Genomic DNA, 19,130 nt, shown 5'->3' with positions numbered 1-19,130 from the left:
TCCTCACCCTTTGGAATGTAGTTTATACCCAAGTCCTTTAACAGTTAATATAAACGAAGGGTTGGAAGGCTCGGCCTCAATCTTTTCACGTAATCGACGGATATGTACCATCACTGTATTATCAGAGCCAAAAAAGTCATCACCCCATACATGTTCAAACAATGTTTCTTTGCTTAGAATCTGATCCGGATGATGCATAAAACAGCTCATAAGTCCGATTTCTTTCGCTGTGAGTTCAAGCATTTTTCCATCCTTCTTCAATTCTGTTTCATTCGGACTAAGCTCAAAAGGCCCGACCTGTAAAATTTTTGGAGCCTCTTTTTCCTCTGCAAAACCTGCCCGTCTTAACTGTGCCTTTACTCGGTAAGCCACTTCTTTCGGGCTAAATGGTTTGGTGATATAATCATCTCCGCCTATTGCTAGCCCCAAAAGCTTATCAATCTCCTCATCTTTAGCCGATAGGAATAATATCGGAACTTTCGAAACCTCGCGAATTTTTTTGCATAAATCATAGCCTTCTCCATCTGGCAGCATAATATCTAACAATAGAAGTGAGGGATTATAGTACTGAAATTTTGTCCAACCATCTGCCACAGTCCCAGCTGTTACAACATTGGTAATACCTTCTTTATGTAAAACTTTCTCTAGGAGACGTGCTAAGTCTTCCTCATCGTCAATGATTAATATCCACTGCTCACTAGCCATTTTTCTACCCCCGTAACGATAATCCTTCTCTACAGTATAGATTATAGTGTGATCCTGAAGCAAAAGGTAAGGTGAGACTGCCAATCGCTAAAATAGATAAAATTAAAAAGGAAACGTTGATTTTTTTGTTAGATTTAAGATGGGAAGGGTGGAATGAATATCTTGTAGTAAAGAATTACATTTTTGCAGAGACCGTTGTCAAAGAATAGTTTCAAAGTTGGATCTATGAAAAGAACGAATCGAAAGAGGCATATAAGTTCAAAAATACTTTAAGTATGATTTTGCTCTTTCAGTAACTAAATCCCATCTCTGCATAACCTTCTTGGCACATACACTTTGTTAGTGTTGACAATGTATTTAACGAACTATAAACCTATTGCCGCCGAGTTCCATACTTTTCATTTCTTCGTTATACTTAATTTATCTTAAGATTATTATGAAAATATTCAACAAGGAATGATTTAATGAAAAAAATCTGTTTTATCCTCTTAGCTGCAACTGCTATCATGATTATTTTTATATTAAACAATATATATAATAAGCAGGATCAAGCTATTTACGTAGCTATAAATGGAAATGATCAAAATGTTGGTACAAAAGCAAAACCATTTCGCACACTAAAAAAAGCGGCGTCAGAGGCAAATGCTGGGACTACCGTCCTCATACGAAAAGGATCTTATAATGAAAAGCTTGTCATTAAACATAGTGGCACAAAATCAAAACCAATAACTTTTAAAGCTTACAACAAGGAGATGGTTGTTCTTAGTGGAAAGGGCCTGAATGAGGCTGAAGGGGATACCTCCTTAGTTACGATAAATAATAAAAACTACGTGACAATTAGTGGGCTAATTATACAGGATTTGTCTACTGATTTAGCAGATGAAACTGTAATGGGGATTTATATAACAGGCTCTAGCAACCACATTACATTAGAAAATAATAATGTGCGACGGATTGAAACCCATGCAGTTGAGGGGAATGGCCATGGGATTGCTATATACGGTACTGGCACAATGAAAGATATAAATATTTTAAATAATACGTTGGAAGATTTAAAACTCGGTTCAAGTGAATCTCTAGCTCTAAATGGAAATATTGACGGTTTTAAAGTGGAAAATAATATAGTTCGTCGAAATGATAATATCGGAATTGATTTGATTGGTTATGAAGGCACCTCCAATGATAAAAAAGTGGATTATGTACGAAATGGTATAGTAAAAAATAATCAAGTTTATGAAATTTCCTCATATGCAAACCCGGCTTATGGAGAAGATTATTCTGCTGGCGGAATTTATATAGATGGTGGAAAGAATATAACCATTGAAAAGAATACCATTTATAAAAGTGATATTGGAATTGAAGCAACCTCTGAGCATGCTAATAAATACGCTGATAACATTAAGATAATAAACAATATAATTTATGACAACTTTTACACAGGAATATCGATTGGTGGGTATGATGGGGATAGGGGAGGTACGATCAATTCTACTATCGCTCAAAATATTCTTTATCGAAATGACACGAAGGGTCTAGATGGGGGACAGCTATTATTACAACATGATACAAAAAACAATGTGATAGAAGGAAATATCTTAACCGCTGGACCATCGCGAATTTTTATCTCCAACTATTTTTCAACCAATCAAGAAAATAAACTACAAAAGAATGTATTTCATAAAGAAAGAGGTGAAATGGGTATTTGGATATGGAAAGAGGAAGAATATACATCTTTTAATAATTTTAAAAAAGCTTCAAAAAGTGATGAGAAATCCAGTTATTTAGATCCAAAATACCAAAATGCAAACAAATATGATTTTAGGCTAAAAAAGGATTCGCTTGCTAAAAAAATTGTAGACTAACTTTGTATCCTAGTAATTTAGATCTTTTGATAGATCTAAACATCAACAAGTTATTGGACTCGTTCTGTCCTTATTTATAGCATGGGGACTAGGACAGGTCATTCCATACTAGTTCTTGTTCAATTAGCCATCGCTGTTGATGATGGTGGTTAAGCTGATTTAGTAATAAGAATTTCTCTATTTAATCCAATAACAACATCGAAAAGTAAGAGAAAGAAAATGAGGAAATAGGGAATCTAAAATATTGTTGATTGTATGCTTAGACCATCATTTTGATGGTCTATTTTTATGTCTAAAACATTAGGAAGACTACGGGAATCTATTGTGAAATGTTACACTTAAATTAACGGGGCTGGTTAGCTCAATATAGTTCAGATTTTAAACTCTAATTAATTTATTTGAATATGAAATAAAATAAAAAAGCAGGGAATTTACCCTGCTTATTCTGAAACTAAAGTTCATGTATTTAATTGTTTTCTTGGTCTTCTAACAAGTTCGCCGCCACAGTTGGGGCATACTTCTTTCATATCTTCTGTACATGGTTTGCAAAATGTACATTCATGAACACAAATATAAGCAATTGCATTCTCACTTAAAAGAGAATTACAACGTTCACATTTATCTCTCATTTCTAATGTCATCTAATGTATTCTCCTCGACTTCCAATTGTCCTACTTTTTTTATTACCTGTATGAGTCATGAGTTGGAAGAAACAAGTCTTCCCCTGATTTTCTGACAATTGAAAAGTTTTCAACATTGTAATGACCGTGAAGAGTTTCATTATGGTGCTTAATAATTTGTTCTGCACTTAAAAAATCACTAGCTGTTGTTGAATGGGCATCACCGACTAATGTTACATCAAACCCACTAATAGTAGCTGTTCTGACTGCACTATCTATACAATGTTGTGTTTTGCAACCCGCAATAACGATATGTTCAATTTCTTGTGTTCTTAGATGGTTTAGAAGTCCTGTTCCGTGAAAGGAATTGGTTGCCTTTTTATCAAATAGTTTTATATCAGTAGGCACATTAATTTCATCGTGAATTTGAAACCCTTTTCCTATCCCTTCAGCAACATCTAAATCCCTTACAAATACAACTGGAACATTTGCTTCCCTTGCTTTTTCGATGAGTAAATTAATATTGGTGATTAGTTGAGCTTTATTAAAAACTGCACTTTCTTCTTGATTCCCATCAATTAATTCTTGTTGAGCATCAATGACTAATAATGTTTGATTCAAATAATTTTCCCCTTTCAAAATGTGGGGAACCACTAAACTATTTAAATAGTTAGTCGGAATCCCCTTACAATTTTAAAGCTAACATTTCTATTGTTTGTCATAATATCTACCTCCAAAATAAAGATTGTCTAAAATAATGAAAATAATTAGACTATTGAATCATAACATATTTTATTTGGTGCCTGTCAATAGCAGTTGAGATATTGTGGCATTTATATTTTTACTAACGGAGTACTTTGGTGAATATCGTTGAGCTGTTCAAACAGCTCTTTTTCTTATTGAGCTATGCAGCAGGTTAGTTGAAGAAGAAAGCGGGAGTTTTTATGTCGCATTATAATCATTATGTGTAATGGAATAAAAGGCAAAAAAATTACGCCTGTATCTTAAATAGTAAAAAATGTTTTTATTGTTCTGGGTGAAGGATATTGCAGGCACTTAACCAATTTCCAGAAGGATCTTTAAATCCAAAACCACCAAATTCTCCTTGTAAATTTAAAGGACCTACTTCAACTTGTTTTCCTTCAAGCCACTCATATAATTCTTTTAGGGAAGGAGTATAAAAGTCAATAATGCTATGAACGATATCAGTATTTGTATTTCTGAATGATAATCCATTAATCTCTTCAGTCTCAACCAAGAAAATCGTTGGAACTCCTTTTGATTTCATAGTAAGCATCGCATTTTTTTCACCTTGAAAGTGGACTTCGGCCCCAAGGATATCGATATAAAACCCTAAAGATTCTTCTAAATTAGTAACTGGTATTTCCAGTGTAGCGATATGTGAAATTAAATTAGTCATAGTAGCCTCCTATTTTTTGTTTGCACATATATTTTTTCTATGCTCAATTAAGAAATCCTCTTAAGTTTTATTAAAAAAGGAAAATAATTTATCACTAATTTCATGAAGTATGTCATATGGGTGGACAAAATACGATTAATGTCTTAATATAACATCTCTTTGTTTAATGAAAATAGATCATTTACTTGATAATCTCTTTTTCTTTTAAAGCTTCAATCGCAATATTTTTAGCTTCACTGCCACTTCCTTTTAAGTTTACTGCAAATAGCCACACATTTTTTTCCGTTTTAACAAAACCCACAAACCATCCAAGTCCCATATCTGAAAGCCTCGTGCCTGTTTTCCCATGAAGGACATAATCATCTTGTTCGTCTAGTATCATCATTCTTTTAACAGTTTTTTGAAGATTTTCTTTGAATGGAAGGTCTTCTTTTACAAGCTGTTCCATAAAATCTACTTGTTCAATTGCAGATATTTTTAAGCTGCTGTCGAGCCAAAATTGATCAATTCCTCCACTCAAGTCTTTATTGCCATAGTTTAATTTAGAAAATTTCTCTTGCATCCTCGAAAAGCCAATTTCTCTTGCCATATCCTGATAAAACCAAATAGCTGATTCTCTCATAGCTGAACCTAAAGTATGGTCTCTGTTCCAAGTCTCAAACTGCCTAACTATACCATCCCATCTTTTGACTTCATATTCATCCCGGACAGCTTCAGCTTCCAAACCAATCAACGCATTAAGTACTTTGAATGTAGATTCTGGTGTCATTCTTTCTGAACTTCTTGCTTTATTAAATACGTATGTTTGCTCATTTCTCATGTTCTTCAATACCATTGTTCCTTCTTTCCCATCAAATAAATGAGCAATTTCTAAGTCTTTTACAGGGGCTTCAGCTGCTGACATTGGAGAAAACCATCCTATCAATAGAACCATAGAAAGTAAGATAATTAACATATTCTTGTAAAACGTCATTTTTATTCCTCCTTTTTCCTTTAATGTTTTTAGAAAATTTGTTATTTTTACTATACGGGATACATGAAATAATAGAAGTACATAAAAAACCCTTGTGTACCCATACAGAGGGATGGAGTGGAGAGAAAATGGATACTAAATACGAAGAAATTATCAAAGAAATTCAGCGAAGGATAGCCGAAGGTCGATTACGACCGGGAGGGAAACTTCCCTCCATCCGAGCTTTTTCCAAAGAGTTCTCCTGTAGTATTAATACTGTAGTACGCGCCTATAGTGAGTTGGAAAAGGAACATAAGGTGTACTCAGTCCCTAAGAGTGGATATTTTCTTCTAGAAAATCGTCCCGCTGAAATGACGAAAAATAATGATGTGATAGACTTTCTAACAGCAGGACCAGATATACATAATATGCCGTATAGGGATTTCCAACACTGTATCAACCAAGCAATCGAGTATTATAAAGAAGATATGTTCCAATATTCAGATCCAATGGGGTTACCAACGCTACGCATTCAGCTTTCGAAACAACTTCAAAATTTACAGGTTTTCGCACCACCTGATAGGATAGGGGTCGTTTCGGGGTCTCAACAGGCATTGGATCTCTTAGTATCTCTTCCTTTTCCCAATGGAAAAACAGAAATCTGTGTTGACCAACCCACTCATTTTAGTTTTATAGATTCCTTAACAACAAGGGAAATTAATGCAATTGGAATAGAAATGACAAGGGATGGAATCGATTTAAAATATCTTGAAAAGATCTTTCGGGATAAACCCATCAAGTTTTTTTATACAGTATCAAGATTCCAGAATCCGACGGGCTATAGCTATTCCAATAAGGAGAAGAAAAAAATTGTAGAATTAGCTCAAAAGTATGATGTTTTTATTGTCGAGGATGATTATATGGGGGATTTAGATTCAAAGAAAAAAGCAGATCCTATGTTTTGTTTTGATCCATCCGGAAGAATAATCTATACGAAAAGTTTTTCTAAAGTGTTGTTACCCGGTTTAAGGTTAGGGTTAGTGGTATTACCTAGTGAATTGGTTCGTTCTTTTACAAAGGTGAAATTTGCTGCAGATGTACATACACCTGTGCTAACACAAGGAGCATTGGAGATTTACTTGCAAAGCGGGATGTATAATGCGCATATTGAGAGATTAAGGAAAAAGTACAATGAAAAAGCAAGAACTCTAAAGCAGGCTTTTCTAGATTACTTGCCGTCCGAAGTGACTTTCTCAGGTGCCGAATCTGGTTTTTACTCGACTATTATATTGCCACCCCATGTTAAGGCAGAATACCTAGTTAATAATCTAAAGAAAAAGAATATTCTTGTACAAAATGCTACAGAAATGTTCCTTCCTCAATATCGTAAAGAAAATATCATTAGACTTAGCATATCTCAGATTGAAGAATGTAAGATTCGAATTGGGATAAAAAGAATTGCTGAGGAAATTTGTTTGTTGTTAAAAGTTGTATCTTAAATCCGAAATGGAAAATTGCAATACCTTTCCGTTTTGAATTAGTTTTTATTAAATACTTGAAAGAAAATCTTTATGCAACAATATTAATAAAGAAATTAATGATCTTATAGAAAATAATGACATTGATTTGGCATGTTACAGTTCATCCAGATTATTCTTGACAAGAAAGCAGAATAAGCAAAACAGAAATTAATATTGTTTACAAACTTCTATGGGGGGACTTATGAAAACTCACTATTATTTAGGCTGGTTTAGCAACTTTTTTCCAAAGAATCTGGGCAGGGTGTTACAGGAGGATATAACTGATAGAAAATCGCTTGTCATGATTAGCTCGAATCCATTTTTTTATGAAGAAGATGGTGCTACTGAACGCTCGTGGCTTGACCAAGCCGGCATATTGTTTGATGAATATCATTTGATTAATTATCGCCTACAGAAGGAAGAAGCCCAAGCATTAATCCAAGATGCTTCTGTCATTTTCATGTTGGGTGGAAATACGTTTAGGCAAAATGGTTTTTTAAAGGAATATGAATTGTCGGACTTGATAAAAAAAAGCAGAGCCGTTGTTCTGGGAGCAAGCGCTGGTGCGATCAACATGTCCGCTAAATGGTTATGTTCGAAAAACCTTGGATATAAAGTTGAAAATCGCTCTGTATACGAGGGAATCGGCCTTGATGATTTTTCCGTACTATCTCATTTTGATCTTGAAAATAACATTGCGCTTGTTCAACGCGAACTGTCTCACTTATCGGAGGAAATGAACATTTATGTATCGAACAAAGATTGTGCTGTACGTATAAAGGGAGACAAAACTGACATTTTTGGCAATGTATATTTAATTTCCCACTCAAATATTCATAAATTGGATGAGACCCTCTAGTTGAGAATGGCTATGTCTAAATTTCTAAATTTAGTGAAGGAGCACTATGCAGAATAGGATTATTTCTTCGTTATACAGAAAGCAAGGGTGTGTAGAACTTTCTTCAGCTATCTGGCGCGATTGTTTAATAAGCGCAGCTGTGTAAAATTTCAGCTAACGGTTGATTTACTTCAAGAGGGGTAAAGCCTTTATTCTAGTAGAAGTATTCTATCAGAAACAGATAATGGAATTTATCATGCAAACATCCAGTAATTACGATTTAATGTTCTTCATCTAGATAAGTTGTTTAATTAAAGTTAGTGAACCACCTGTTATGATAAAGAACTCTGTAGATATGCCATACAGGAAAAAGAATTTATTTACTATTGTTGCTCTAATGTTTGGATAGAGCCAGCAATATTCAACTATTGGTGCTTAGTTCAAGTAGGAAAAAATATGAATGGAAAGTGGGAAGCTAGATGTTAAGGAGTGAACTTATTTCAGATATAGCATATAGAATAATATGTTTAAAAAGACTACATCCAATTAGAGTAGGGGTTAGTGGAATAACTTCATCTGGCAAGACAACGTTTGCTAATGAACTTATGGAAGAACTTCGAAGTAGAAAGATGGATGTAATCAGGACTAGCATAGACAATTTTCATAATCCAAGAGTTATTCGATACAGACAAGGTAAGGAATCAGCTATTGGTTATTATGAAGATGCTCATGATTATAATTCTTTTAAGCATAAACTTTTAATACCTTTAGGTCCTGGGGGAAACCTCCAATATCAGGAAAATTCATTCGATTTAACAAAGGACGTGTATGTGAACCCAGAATTAAAAATAGCAAATATAGATACGATTTTCATTATTGATGGAACTTTCTTATTTAAAAAGGACTTATGTGACCTATTCGATTTTAAAATATTTGTTGAAACGGACTTTGAGTTAGCAAGGAAAAGAGGGGCAAAACGAGAAGAACTGGCATTTGGAAGTTTTGAAAAAGCAGAAGAAATGTTCCTTAAGAGGTATCATGTTGCTTCGAAACTCTATTTAGCCCAACACTCCCCGCACCTTATTGCAGATGTAGTCATTAATAATAATGAATTAGATAATCCTTTTTTTGTTTAAAAAAATTTATTCATAAACTAAAGGGCGCTTTACTTCAAGAAGGAGTAATGTCTTTTACCTTATTAAACTTACGCTGCAGTTTAGTTCGATAAGTACTGTGTTATACTATGTATACTAAATTTTAATGAGGTGAAAGAAATGATTAGAAGGAGATAGGTAGCCTCCTGAATTAGATTTTGTTTTAATTTTAGGAGGCAATCTTAATATTTAGGAGTTGTATAAATGATGAAGCAAAATAAATATGATGATGATAATTTCTTTTCTGCATATAAAAAAATGGCACGGTCAGTCAAAGGACTTGAAGGTGCAGGAGAATGGCACGTATTAAAAGAACTTTTACCCGAACTCCAAAATAAAAGCGTACTTGATTTGGGATGCGGTTTCGGCTGGCATTGTCGTTATGCTAGTGATCAGCAAGCGAGGTCTGTTATTGGAGTAGATATATCTGAAAAAATGCTTCAACAAGCTCGTGAAATGACAAATGATTCCTTAATTTCATACATTAATATGCCAATTGAGGACATTGATTTTTTAGACTCTCAATTTGATGTTGTCATCAGTTCATTGGCAATTCATTATATTAAATCTTTTGAAGCATTCTGTAAAAAGGTCTATGATTGTTTAAAGCCTGGTGGCTCTTTTGTATTTTCGGTTGAACATCCAATTTTCACTTCTCGGAGCGAACAAGATTGGTATTATGATGATAAAGGGAATCGACTGCATTGGGCAGTTGACAATTACCAATCGGAAGGATTACGTGAAACATCATTCCTAACTGAATATGTAATAAAATATCATCGTACATTTTCAACTTATATCAATGACTTAGTTACTGCTGGTTTTAATATAAGAACAGTCAAGGAACCAATTCCCTCTGAGGAAATGTTAAACAGTATTCCTGAAATGAAAGATGAACTACGTAGACCTATGTTCTTAATAATTTCAGCAGAAAAGTAAATGTTTATAATACGTTCCTACAATATGTAGGGGCGTTTTTCTTATTCTACTTGAACTAATGTGCAGGTTAGTTGAATAAGGTCAGATAGTAAATTATGCTGAGAATAGAATGAAAACTGGGGGGATTTCTATTGCATATAGATAATGAAATAGCATTAGAATTAATGGAGTTTGGTAAATATGATGTTTTGGGTTTAGTGGAACTTTCCAGCTCAGTTGGCTGGGACTATGATGAATATGAAATCAGAACTGTTATGTCATCTGGTAAAATATTCGGACATAAAAATGCTGTGGGGAAAATTATTTCAAGTGCTGCAATAATACCTTATGATACTGATTTAGCTTCAATTGGTATGGTTATTGTTAATAACGAATATAGAGGTTTAGGTTTAGGAAAAAAAGCTACCCAGAAATGTATAGACAGTGTTTCTCAAAATACCACTATAATGTTAATTTCAACTGAGGATGGAAAACCCTTATATGAAAAATTGGGCTTTATTACAGTCGACTGTGTACATAAGTATTTAACCGATAACTATATTCCATCTAAAATGTTTAATAATCAACTGGAAATTACCATAGAGACATACCGTGAGAATGAAATTAATGAAATTATTGAATTAGATTCGGCTGCATTTGGTAATAAGAGAAGAAAGTTACTAATTAACAGAATAAATCAATCTAAAAAATGCTTAGTTGTTAGAAATTTAAAGGGTAAGATTATTGGATTTGGGTTATCCATATTAGGTCCAGTAAATTTATTGATAGGACCTATTATAGCACCAGATGCACAAACAGCTTTTTTAATAATTAATGAGTTAGTTCTTAATCATCAAGGAAAACTAAGGATTGATGTGCCATCCAGTAATGATGAGTTAATGTTGTTCTTGGAGGAAAGTGGATTTGTAAACGTTAGTAATCCTCCAGTAATGATAAAAAACGCTAATAATATACCACATAGGAATAAAGAGTTGTTTGCTATAACTGCACAAATCTTTGGTTAGGGATAGCAATATCCTTATTCGGTTGCTTTAGTGTAAGAAAAATAAATAAGAAAGGTCGATTTTTATAGGAAAAATCGATCTTTTTAAGTTAAATTTAACTTTGTCTCTTAACATACACATGAACGACATATACTCGTTCATGGTTAATTTCTTTTGTGAAATTGCTGGAGCTTTCAACTTGGAATATCCTTTCTCCAATTCTTGCCTTATCCTATATTGGATGTAATTGTAGCGCTCAAACTTTCAAATTCAAAAAAGGCCTCGGCCAGATTTTTAATCACATTAAAACTAGCACTTTGTCTCAATCGGTCCAAAGACCTCTATGTCATAACCACCAGTTTCCCGCAAGGTTTCGGCACTTTTTTATATTTGAATTTATCAAATCAACATAATTAATCCTTTTTTAAACTCAATCTTTCTAATTTTTCTTCATTAATGATAATATATTTTCTTCCTTTTTTTTCTAATAATCCATCTTCGTGGAATTGATTAAGCGTGTATAATAAATGTCGATAGCTAACCCCCATGTATTCTGCTGTTTCGGAATGTTTCTCTTGAAAGCAACCATCATTTTGTATTTGAAGAATATATTTCGCTAATCGATTTTTGAATTCATAATCCTGCATATCTGTGTAATGATCTGTTCTTTTAAGTAATTTTTCACCTAAATATTTTGATAAATTATGGAGAAAAAGATTGTCATTTAACAGATGCTCTTTCGATGAGGCAAATGGAACTGCTAAGCATGTGCAGTCGTTTATAGCCACAACATCTTTTAAATTCTTTTCCACTTCAATCAAAGACAATTCACCAATAAAATCATCTTTTTTTAGAAACTGAATCAGCGCACGTTTTCCGTTTTCGTGTACTAAATATATTTTTGCCCGTCCTTCCAATAATAAAAATAAGTACTGAACCTCTTCATCAAATCGCACTATATATTCATTAGAAGAAAACTTACAAATAAAAGCCTGATGTAACACTGCTTTCGGAAAATTTTTTTGAATATCATTATATATATCTTCAAAATTTTTAGCGTAATCCTCCAAATTGATTTTTTCCACTGTATCACCTCATTATGAGATATCTCCTATTATCATATCTGTATTTTCGATATATTACTACTCAGAGGTGAATAGGAATGAACAAATACAAACATATAATTTTTGACTTAGATGACACAATACTGGATTTTCAAGATTCAGAAGAAAAGGCTTTAATACAAATTATTAAACAATATGAGTTGCCCTATGACAAACATACCATTGCATGTTATAAGCACATTAATGAGAGGTTATGGCATGAGTTAGAAAAAGGCTTGATTACTCGTGAACAAGTGCTGACAACGCGCTTTTCACTTTTTTTGAAGGAATTTCATATAGATGAAGACGGAGAAAAAGTGGAAGTTATGTACCGTGAGCATTTAAATCAAGGACATAAGACCGTTAACCATGCACATGAATTATTAAATACTTTAAGTAAACAAGATTATAAATTATATATTGGAACAAACGGTGTAGGAAAGACTCAAAGAAAAAGATTAAGAGATGCCAAACTAGAAGGATATTTTGAACAACTTTTTATCTCCGAAGAAATGGGTTATGAAAAACCGAATCCTCATTTCTTTTACTATATTTTTGATGCCTTGCATATAAGCCGTAAAGAAGAATTTTTAATGATAGGTGATCGTTTAACATCGGATATTCAAGGAGCTATCAATGTCGGAATTGATTGTGTATGGTTTAACCCTAAGAAAAACATGCCTATAGCAGGTTCACCTAAGAGTACATATACGGTACCAAATTTAATGCAAATAATGGACTTATTAGAGGGACAATCATGAAAAAAGTAATTCAATCGATTCTACTCTATATAGTAAGTGCTATTGGCATTAGTCTTACATTAAAGGCGGATGTTGGGGTAAGTAGCTTTAACGCGATGAATTTATCCATCTCAGCATGGACTTCCATCAAAGTTGGCACAATTACATTTGTTGTAAATCTCATTTTTCTAATCGGTTATATCTGCCTGTGCGATAAAAAGGATTTTAGAAAATTTACTTTGATGCTCATTTCGATGTTGTTCTTTGGAATGGTTATTAATTTTTTCCTCTATACTATTTTGGGTACAATTCATATAGAGAATTATTTAGTAAGAGTCGTACTATTTATTTTTGGTATGATACTTGCCGGTGGAACAACAGGCATTATTTTATCCTTAGATATTATTCCTTTTCCTATTGAAAGTTTTTGTTTAAGAATAGCCGAATTAACAAAACGTACTTTCTCTCTATACAGATATAGTATCGATTTATTTTCCATTATTGTATCAATAACAATATCATTACTTTACAATTTACCAATCAATATTCGAGAAGGAACTATTATCAGTTTCCTCTTTTTGTCTGGCATTATTTCTTATACACGATTGAAATGTGAAAACTACCAGTTACGAACCAAAAAATCAATAAAAAATAAGACTGATTATAAAATATAGGATTTCCAAGGAAATGATATTAAGCTAACGGTTGCTTTAGGTAATTAAGACCATCATTTTCGATGGTCTTTTTCTTATTGAAAAGAGCAAGTAATGTAAGAAATCTATTTGGAAATGATACTCTTAAACTAACGAAATAATTTAGTTTAATACGCCCCAAGACCTAGGTCAATATAATTCTTAGGTTCATTACTAGGAATTCCTCTACGCACTAAGATGGAATCAAGAAGTATGAATGCTATAGGAGGGGTGAAAATAATGAAAACAAAAAAGAGGTTTAGATTTTGGATTGTTTTAAGGAATATTTTATTAGCAATAGTTGCAGCACTTGTTATTTGGTTCATTTTCAGTAACGTTATGACTACATATGAACAAAAAAAATATCCAGCAATAGGGAAGTTAGTAGAAGTAGATGGTAACAATATGCACATCTATACAAAGGGTGATGGGGATAATACGATCGTTTTATTAAGTGGTCTTGGAACTGCAGCACCAGCACTAGATTTTGAACCTTTGATAAATGAAATGGCAAAGAATAATAAGGTAGTAGTGGTAGAGCCGTTTGGATATGGATGGAGCGAAACAACCAACAAGGAACGAACAGTGGAAAACATAGTAGAGGAAATAAGAACTGCTCTCAAAAAATTAAACATAAAAGGTCCATACATATTGATGCCACATTCAATTTCTGGAATATATAGTATGTATTATGCCAATACGTACCCAGAGGAAGTTAAAGCAATCATAGGAATAGACCCTACTTTACCAAAAGCATTGGAATATTTTGATGAAACAGCTCCTATAATGCCTAATTATTTGAGTTATGTGGCACCAATTGGAATTGCAAGATTGGCAATATATTTGATTCCAGAAAATTTCCTTCCTATAGCTGAGGAAGGTGTTTATACAGAAGAAAATCTAAAGATGACTAAAGTCATCACTGCTTGGAAAGGCAACAACAAAAATGTGGTTGATGAAGCAAATGAAATAAATAGTAATATCGACAAAACAAATAATATGGAATTCTCCTCTAATATGCCAGTCTTGCTATTCACTACGGTAGAAGATAAGGTAACAGAAGGTGGTAAAAACAATGTAACTTTTTATGAAACGCAGTTAACTAATTCTCCTGCTAGTAAAATTGTTACTTTACAAGGACATCATTATCTTCATTGGACTCTGTATAAGGAAATGAGCAAAGAAGTTAATGATTTCACAAAATCAATTGCTAATGGTTTATAAAACACAATAGTAATAGCATTTTTCTTCAATATAGTATACTTTAGTAAAACGAGATCATCATTCCGATGGTCTTTTTTTATTTGAAACATTAAGTAGAACTCAGAAATCCATTGAGAATTATTACACTTAAAACTAACGCAGCAGATTAGTTAATGAGAAATTTAAATTTGCTCCTATAAGAAGCAAAGAAATGATTGGAAATCGACAATTAGTTATAAATAATCTTGAAGAAAAGATAAGAATATTCACTTATTTGGTTAATGGGAAGTTTATACAAGAAGAAGACTTCATTTTTGTGACTACAGAAATACCCACTGATACATTCAATGTACTTTTGCCCAAATCTTCATATATAAAAGTGCATTTAATATTAGAAGTAGCATCGAAAATATGTCTCTTAAAGAATATCCCTTTAGTACGTGGATTGACTTCCGGTATTTGAACGCTTGCTGGCAAGAACTGATGCTAGAATACAACCGAAAAGAAGCAGTACGTAATGTAATGATGAAACTTGAAAATACTCTTAATGTCGATCAAAGAAAGTCCCATCAGCTTATGATTACTCATGTGAGAAATTCTGAAGAACTTAAGGAATATAAAGAGGTTTATATCTGCCTATTTGAAGGTACCCCAGAAAAAGTTGCCCGTTGTCTTACAAGCATCAGAGGATGGGGAAAATATCTATAAGTGCTTTGGGTTTATAGATGTCGGAGAAATGGTTGTATTTGAATGAGGAGATTTCATATTAAGCTAAAGGGTGCTTTACTTCAAGAAGGGGTAAAGTCTTTTTCTTACTGACTAAAGTAGCAGTTTAGTTCAACAAAGGTATTGGTTTTTATGTTGTAATTTAGAGGACGGGAGGAAAAATAAAAAATGGAGTTTATTATAACAGACAAATAATTGAGCTGTTAAAAAGATTGAGCGAAAAGTAAAACACTACATATTGGTTTTGGAAAGTAGGATTAACGCAAAAATGACTGAATAACGACCAAAAATGAAGAAATAAGTGAAGATAAGGTAATTTTCAATCGAGGATCAACGTCTTTAAGACGTTGATCCTTTTTCTAAAAGTACTTCTGATAATACTCTTTCCTTAGCCTCCCGCTTAATTGAGCGTAGATCTTGGTTGTTTCACTTTTCTCATGCCCCATAAGACTTTGTATAACTTCAATAGGAGCTCCATTATTCAACAATTGAGTTGCGTAGCTGTGTCTAAGTTGGTGTGGATGAATCTCTTTATTGATTTCCGCACGGTTGGAAATTCGCTTGATAATGTATCGCATTTGCGCGACACTCATTTTACGTGGCTGTCTTGCTGTCACAAAAATCGCAGGATTATGATTATTTCGGCTCTCCATATACCGTTTAAGCCATATGTCACAACGTGTATTAAAATAAACTTCTCTTTCCTTATCACCTTTTCCTCTAACAATTGCCGATTGATTGGATCAATTTATATGGTTCTTTTCTAGCGAAACTATTTCTCCAATTCGACAACCGGTAGAAAACATGAATTCAAAAATTGCTTTTTCAATGGGGGAATGACAGGATTCACGAAGGTGTTCGATCTCCCGTTCGGTTAAATACTTGGGTATGTGTTTGCCTACTGTGGGTTCTTTTATTTTGGAAGTTGGATTCTTACTCAGGTATCCTTCTTCATGAGACCAACGAAAAAATGATTTCAAAAAGCGGATACGATGTGCAAGACTGGCTGGTTTTAAATGCTTGCCGGATATTGCAAGATACTCCTTTAGTTGATTTGAATCCAGCAATTCTATCTCTACATGCTTAAAATAACCAATTAGTAGCAGAGACTGTAACTGGTTGGCCTTCAACGTTTGTGGTGAAAAGCCCTCTATTCGTTTATCCGCTACAAACGAAGCTCATGCTTATGACAGTAGCAATTCCTTCCCCCTTAAAATAGTAATACTAAAAGGATTATTGCCAACTTAATAGAATTATAGACATAGGAATTAAAAGGAAGGGGAAGAAGTACTATGAATGGAATGTTGATTGCATTGATTATACTCTCAGCTATTTTATATCTGATTTTCGCCCTGTATTTTGATAACAAGCTTTATAAGTTTATTTGGAAGCCAGGTACCATGATTTTAATTATATTATTGGCTATTATTGAATCAGGTCTAAGTACAGTTTTCAGCTATTGGGTATTAGTAGCATTGTTGTTTTCATTTATGGGTGATATTTTATTAATGTTGCATAAAAAATGGTTTATTTATGGATTAGGTAGTTTCCTCATAGCTCATATTCTATATATCACGGGATTTCTTGTTGCGTTTAGTTTTACATTTTCAGCAAGTTGCCTGTTTCTGATCATCGTATTGACCATAATTGCAGGTGTTTTTTATTGTTTCTTATTTCAAAATGTACGAAAAGAAGGAGGAAGAAGGCTTCTTTTCGCTGTTGCCTGTTACATGGTTGTCATTACAACGATGTTAAGCTTAGCAATTATGACTGGTATAACAATATTTATTGTTGCTGCTTTAGTATTCTTTATTTCTGATTCTATTTTAGCCGTCAATAGGTTTAAGGTTAAGTTTCAACTAGCAGACTATTTGGTAATGAGCACTTATTTTACTGCTCAGTTGCTTTTTGCCATCAGTTTAGGCGGCCTTTAGGGGGCTTGCATTTCACAGCCTAATTAGGAGACAGACAATCATATTATATCGGTTCATTGACTCTGACAGTAAAAATAGCCATCATGAATATATTTAGTAATATAACAACAAACATATGAAGGTAAAATTAGAAGACCTAAGATTAGTAGAATACTGAACTCGGTCAATATCAACAGATTTAAAATTAGAAAAAAAGATATTAAAAATAATTGTTATTGCATTTCCTAGTTATGGTTTAATAAAAGGGAGCCTTTGGAGGTCTACCTCCCTGGCTTTACTCATTATCTTTATGATAGGAAATTTTCTCTTCAAGGTATATATTTGAGATTAAAGGTTCGATGATGGAGAACTACATCCACCAATTTAAAATTCGATTAACAATGGCGAATTTAATTCAACTAACGCGGCAGTTGAAGAGTGATGTTTAACTGTTGTTCAACAATCGGTCCATTTAATGGAATAAAACTCTCATTCAAATCCGGATATATATGTGGGATTGTGAAGAAATATACTTAAATTAAGGGGCAGTTTCGAGTAGTGGGAAAATAAGTTAAACACTGTACGTACGGTTCAGAACAGTGGCAACCAGCACGAAGGCGATAGCAGAATGATTTCCGTGCTGATATGCTTTTTTGGTTTAAGAGGTTTTCGGCTCGTGTGTTGAGGCCGAAGGTAAATGGTCTTAAGAAAACAAATAGCCAGTCAGTCATCGGCATCCGACAACTGACTGGCTATTTGTTTTGTACTTTAGATTGTTGTGTGGATCGTGACAAGAGAAGACCTTCCCCCACATTTAAGAACAGCAAACAAAAGCGTCCAAAAAGTTGAGGGCTTTTGTTTGCATTTGACTGATTCTGATGTATTCGTAAGAGTAGCAGATACCCCTTTTTGAACTTTAAAAGAAATCAATCTTAAATTTCTAGCTAAGGAGATGTAACGGGAAAATAAAGTTGTACAAAAGTTTAATAATAGAACTATATTTTCTCTAAAAATAAACTTGTATAAAAAATGTAGAAGGAGAAATTTTTATTAGGCTATAACACCTTCTCCACATTTGATTAAATCATTTTCACCTATCTGAATAATGTTAAAATAAGAATAAGTTTATGAAGGTTTACACTTAAACTAACGGGGCAGTTTAGTTTAATAAGGAATTATCCGAAAAGGGATTTACTGATGGATATCAAATTAAGTGCAGAGGTATATAGAATAGGTGTTTCAATAGGACTTCTAACAATCGAAGATATTATGAAATGGGCAGACAATGTAATTGAACAATACGATACCCCACGTTATGAAATTATTGAATTGTCATTGTCCGCTAAGAAAAAGTTAGAGGATATTACTTTAAGTTTAATGGAAATTAGCGGAGATTTTGATAACAATCTGCCTCCCAAGATAATACTTCAAAAAATGGACAAAGTAATCCAATATTTACCAGATAGTTTTGAAGGGATTGAATGGAAATTCATTATTTATCAGATGGGTATTATTAAGCTGAGAAAAATATATATGGAGATTTAAAAGAAATGCATACTAATCTGAAGGAATTCCTCATTCGCTTCATTACTTATACAAAATTTTTTTCTTGATGTTTTTACTAACGGGTGCGTTCGTATTATAAGGTTAACCAGTTTTTACTGGTTGACCTTATTTTTATAGGATTTAATATATCAGTAGCCAGGGTAGGACGTACGGGTGCGTGGGACAATGATCCCGTGAACTAAACTGTCCACCCC

The 19,130-nt window shown here is 33.3% G+C and carries 18 protein-coding genes and 1 pseudogene; 12 read left to right on the top strand and 7 right to left on the bottom strand.

Annotation, left to right across the window (positions count from 1 at the left end):
- Positions 1 to 3: 3 nt before the first annotated feature.
- Positions 4 to 705, bottom strand: a complete 702-nt coding sequence (locus FG382_RS21825) for a response regulator transcription factor (protein ID WP_142540964.1) — start codon at positions 703 to 705, stop codon at positions 4 to 6.
- 464 nt (positions 706 to 1,169) lie between these two features.
- Between FG382_RS21825 and FG382_RS21820 the strand changes: the two genes are divergently transcribed.
- Positions 1,170 to 2,567, top strand: a complete 1,398-nt coding sequence (locus FG382_RS21820; RefSeq protein ID WP_142540963.1) for a DUF1565 domain-containing protein — start codon at positions 1,170 to 1,172, stop codon at positions 2,565 to 2,567.
- Between the two features lie 458 nt (positions 2,568 to 3,025).
- On the opposite strand, the gene FG382_RS21815 is transcribed toward FG382_RS21820, so the two are convergent.
- From FG382_RS21815 to blaOXA, 4 genes are all read right to left on the bottom strand, one after another.
- On the bottom strand, positions 3,026 to 3,208 hold the full coding sequence (locus FG382_RS21815; protein ID WP_142540962.1) for a DUF1272 domain-containing protein: 183 nt from the start codon (positions 3,206 to 3,208) through the stop codon (positions 3,026 to 3,028).
- Positions 3,209 to 3,250: 42 nt separating this feature from the next.
- On the bottom strand, positions 3,251 to 3,808 hold the full coding sequence (locus tag FG382_RS21810; protein ID WP_142540961.1) for a cysteine hydrolase family protein: 558 nt from the start codon (positions 3,806 to 3,808) through the stop codon (positions 3,251 to 3,253).
- 403 nt (positions 3,809 to 4,211) lie between these two features.
- Entirely contained in the window at positions 4,212 to 4,607 is a 396-nt protein-coding gene (locus FG382_RS21805) for a VOC family protein (protein ID WP_142540960.1), read from the bottom strand.
- A 181-nt stretch (positions 4,608 to 4,788) separates the two neighbouring features.
- Positions 4,789 to 5,580: a class D beta-lactamase gene (blaOXA, locus tag FG382_RS21800; RefSeq protein WP_142540959.1), complete on the bottom strand. Its 792-nt coding sequence runs from the start codon at positions 5,578 to 5,580 to the stop codon at positions 4,789 to 4,791.
- 128 nt (positions 5,581 to 5,708) lie between these two features.
- Here blaOXA and FG382_RS21795 point away from each other — a divergent pair, with 128 nt between their 5' ends.
- The 5 genes from FG382_RS21795 to FG382_RS21775 all read left to right on the top strand — a co-directional run bounded on the left by FG382_RS21795 (position 5,709) and on the right by FG382_RS21775 (position 11,014).
- Entirely contained in the window at positions 5,709 to 7,058 is a 1,350-nt protein-coding gene (locus FG382_RS21795) for an aminotransferase-like domain-containing protein (protein WP_142540958.1), read from the top strand.
- Between the two features lie 223 nt (positions 7,059 to 7,281).
- Entirely contained in the window at positions 7,282 to 7,938 is a 657-nt protein-coding gene (locus FG382_RS21790) for a Type 1 glutamine amidotransferase-like domain-containing protein (RefSeq protein ID WP_142540957.1), read from the top strand.
- Between the two features lie 458 nt (positions 7,939 to 8,396).
- Positions 8,397 to 9,053 (top strand): nucleoside/nucleotide kinase family protein, encoded by a 657-nt coding sequence (locus FG382_RS21785; RefSeq protein WP_142540956.1) that lies wholly within the window; start codon positions 8,397 to 8,399, stop codon positions 9,051 to 9,053.
- A 225-nt stretch (positions 9,054 to 9,278) separates the two neighbouring features.
- On the top strand, positions 9,279 to 10,010 hold the full coding sequence (locus tag FG382_RS21780) for a class I SAM-dependent methyltransferase (RefSeq protein ID WP_142540980.1): 732 nt from the start codon (positions 9,279 to 9,281) through the stop codon (positions 10,008 to 10,010).
- Positions 10,011 to 10,141: 131 nt separating this feature from the next.
- Positions 10,142 to 11,014, top strand: coding sequence for a GNAT family N-acetyltransferase (locus tag FG382_RS21775; RefSeq protein WP_229677474.1), 873 nt, complete (start codon positions 10,142 to 10,144; stop codon positions 11,012 to 11,014).
- Between the two features lie 392 nt (positions 11,015 to 11,406).
- On the opposite strand, the gene yeiL is transcribed toward FG382_RS21775, so the two are convergent.
- Entirely contained in the window at positions 11,407 to 12,078 is a 672-nt protein-coding gene (yeiL, locus tag FG382_RS21770; RefSeq protein WP_142540955.1) for a transcriptional regulator YeiL, read from the bottom strand.
- Between the two features lie 77 nt (positions 12,079 to 12,155).
- Between yeiL and FG382_RS21765 the strand changes: the two genes are divergently transcribed.
- The 4 genes from FG382_RS21765 to FG382_RS23320 all read left to right on the top strand — a co-directional run bounded on the left by FG382_RS21765 (position 12,156) and on the right by FG382_RS23320 (position 15,439).
- On the top strand, positions 12,156 to 12,857 hold the full coding sequence (locus FG382_RS21765; protein ID WP_142540954.1) for a YjjG family noncanonical pyrimidine nucleotidase: 702 nt from the start codon (positions 12,156 to 12,158) through the stop codon (positions 12,855 to 12,857).
- On the top strand, positions 12,854 to 13,510 hold the full coding sequence (locus FG382_RS21760) for a YczE/YyaS/YitT family protein (protein ID WP_142540953.1): 657 nt from the start codon (positions 12,854 to 12,856) through the stop codon (positions 13,508 to 13,510). Before FG382_RS21765 ends, FG382_RS21760 begins: the two co-directional genes overlap by 4 nt.
- 258 nt (positions 13,511 to 13,768) lie before the next feature.
- A complete protein-coding gene (locus FG382_RS21755; protein ID WP_142540952.1) occupies positions 13,769 to 14,752 on the top strand; it encodes an alpha/beta fold hydrolase in 984 nt (327 codons plus the stop codon).
- A 504-nt stretch (positions 14,753 to 15,256) separates the two neighbouring features.
- Positions 15,257 to 15,439, top strand: a complete 183-nt coding sequence (locus tag FG382_RS23320; protein WP_244950555.1) for a hypothetical protein — start codon at positions 15,257 to 15,259, stop codon at positions 15,437 to 15,439.
- 377 nt (positions 15,440 to 15,816) lie between these two features.
- Here FG382_RS23320 and FG382_RS23570 read toward each other — a convergent pair.
- A pseudogene (locus tag FG382_RS23570) lies at positions 15,817 to 16,611 on the bottom strand (tyrosine-type recombinase/integrase).
- Between the two features lie 138 nt (positions 16,612 to 16,749).
- On the opposite strand from FG382_RS23570, the gene FG382_RS21740 reads away from it, so the two are divergent.
- Complete coding sequence (locus FG382_RS21740; RefSeq protein WP_142540951.1) at positions 16,750 to 17,391, top strand: lysoplasmalogenase; 642 nt, start codon at positions 16,750 to 16,752, stop codon at positions 17,389 to 17,391.
- Between the two features lie 1,176 nt (positions 17,392 to 18,567).
- Positions 18,568 to 18,915, top strand: a complete 348-nt coding sequence (locus FG382_RS21735) for a hypothetical protein (protein ID WP_142540950.1) — start codon at positions 18,568 to 18,570, stop codon at positions 18,913 to 18,915.
- Positions 18,916 to 19,130 lie beyond the last annotated feature (215 nt).

The organism is Psychrobacillus lasiicapitis (assembly GCF_006861795.1).
Lineage (GTDB): Bacteria > Bacillota > Bacilli > Bacillales_A > Planococcaceae > Psychrobacillus > Psychrobacillus lasiicapitis.
This window is presented reverse-complemented; position numbering and strand designations above follow the sequence as displayed.

What these genes read in the sequence shown, in the direction of transcription:
- FG382_RS21825 (WP_142540964.1), bottom strand. Translation starts at nt 705, where the DNA reads ATGGCTAGTGAGCAGTGGATATTAATCATTGACGATGAGGAAGACTTA.
- FG382_RS21820 (WP_142540963.1), top strand. Translation starts at nt 1,170, where the DNA reads ATGAAAAAAATCTGTTTTATCCTCTTAGCTGCAACTGCTATCATGATT.
- FG382_RS21815 (WP_142540962.1), bottom strand. Translation starts at nt 3,208, where the DNA reads ATGACATTAGAAATGAGAGATAAATGTGAACGTTGTAATTCTCTTTTA.
- FG382_RS21805 (WP_142540960.1), bottom strand. Translation starts at nt 4,607, where the DNA reads ATGACTAATTTAATTTCACATATCGCTACACTGGAAATACCAGTTACT.
- blaOXA (WP_142540959.1), bottom strand. Translation starts at nt 5,580, where the DNA reads ATGACGTTTTACAAGAATATGTTAATTATCTTACTTTCTATGGTTCTA.
- FG382_RS21795 (WP_142540958.1), top strand. Translation starts at nt 5,709, where the DNA reads ATGGATACTAAATACGAAGAAATTATCAAAGAAATTCAGCGAAGGATA.
- FG382_RS21790 (WP_142540957.1), top strand. Translation starts at nt 7,282, where the DNA reads ATGAAAACTCACTATTATTTAGGCTGGTTTAGCAACTTTTTTCCAAAG.
- FG382_RS21785 (WP_142540956.1), top strand. Translation starts at nt 8,397, where the DNA reads ATGTTAAGGAGTGAACTTATTTCAGATATAGCATATAGAATAATATGT.
- FG382_RS21780 (WP_142540980.1), top strand. Translation starts at nt 9,279, where the DNA reads ATGAAGCAAAATAAATATGATGATGATAATTTCTTTTCTGCATATAAA.
- FG382_RS21765 (WP_142540954.1), top strand. Translation starts at nt 12,156, where the DNA reads ATGAACAAATACAAACATATAATTTTTGACTTAGATGACACAATACTG.
- FG382_RS21760 (WP_142540953.1), top strand. Translation starts at nt 12,854, where the DNA reads ATGAAAAAAGTAATTCAATCGATTCTACTCTATATAGTAAGTGCTATT.
- FG382_RS21755 (WP_142540952.1), top strand. Translation starts at nt 13,769, where the DNA reads ATGAAAACAAAAAAGAGGTTTAGATTTTGGATTGTTTTAAGGAATATT.
- FG382_RS23320 (WP_244950555.1), top strand. Translation starts at nt 15,257, where the DNA reads ATGAAACTTGAAAATACTCTTAATGTCGATCAAAGAAAGTCCCATCAG.
- FG382_RS21740 (WP_142540951.1), top strand. Translation starts at nt 16,750, where the DNA reads ATGAATGGAATGTTGATTGCATTGATTATACTCTCAGCTATTTTATAT.
- FG382_RS21735 (WP_142540950.1), top strand. Translation starts at nt 18,568, where the DNA reads ATGGATATCAAATTAAGTGCAGAGGTATATAGAATAGGTGTTTCAATA.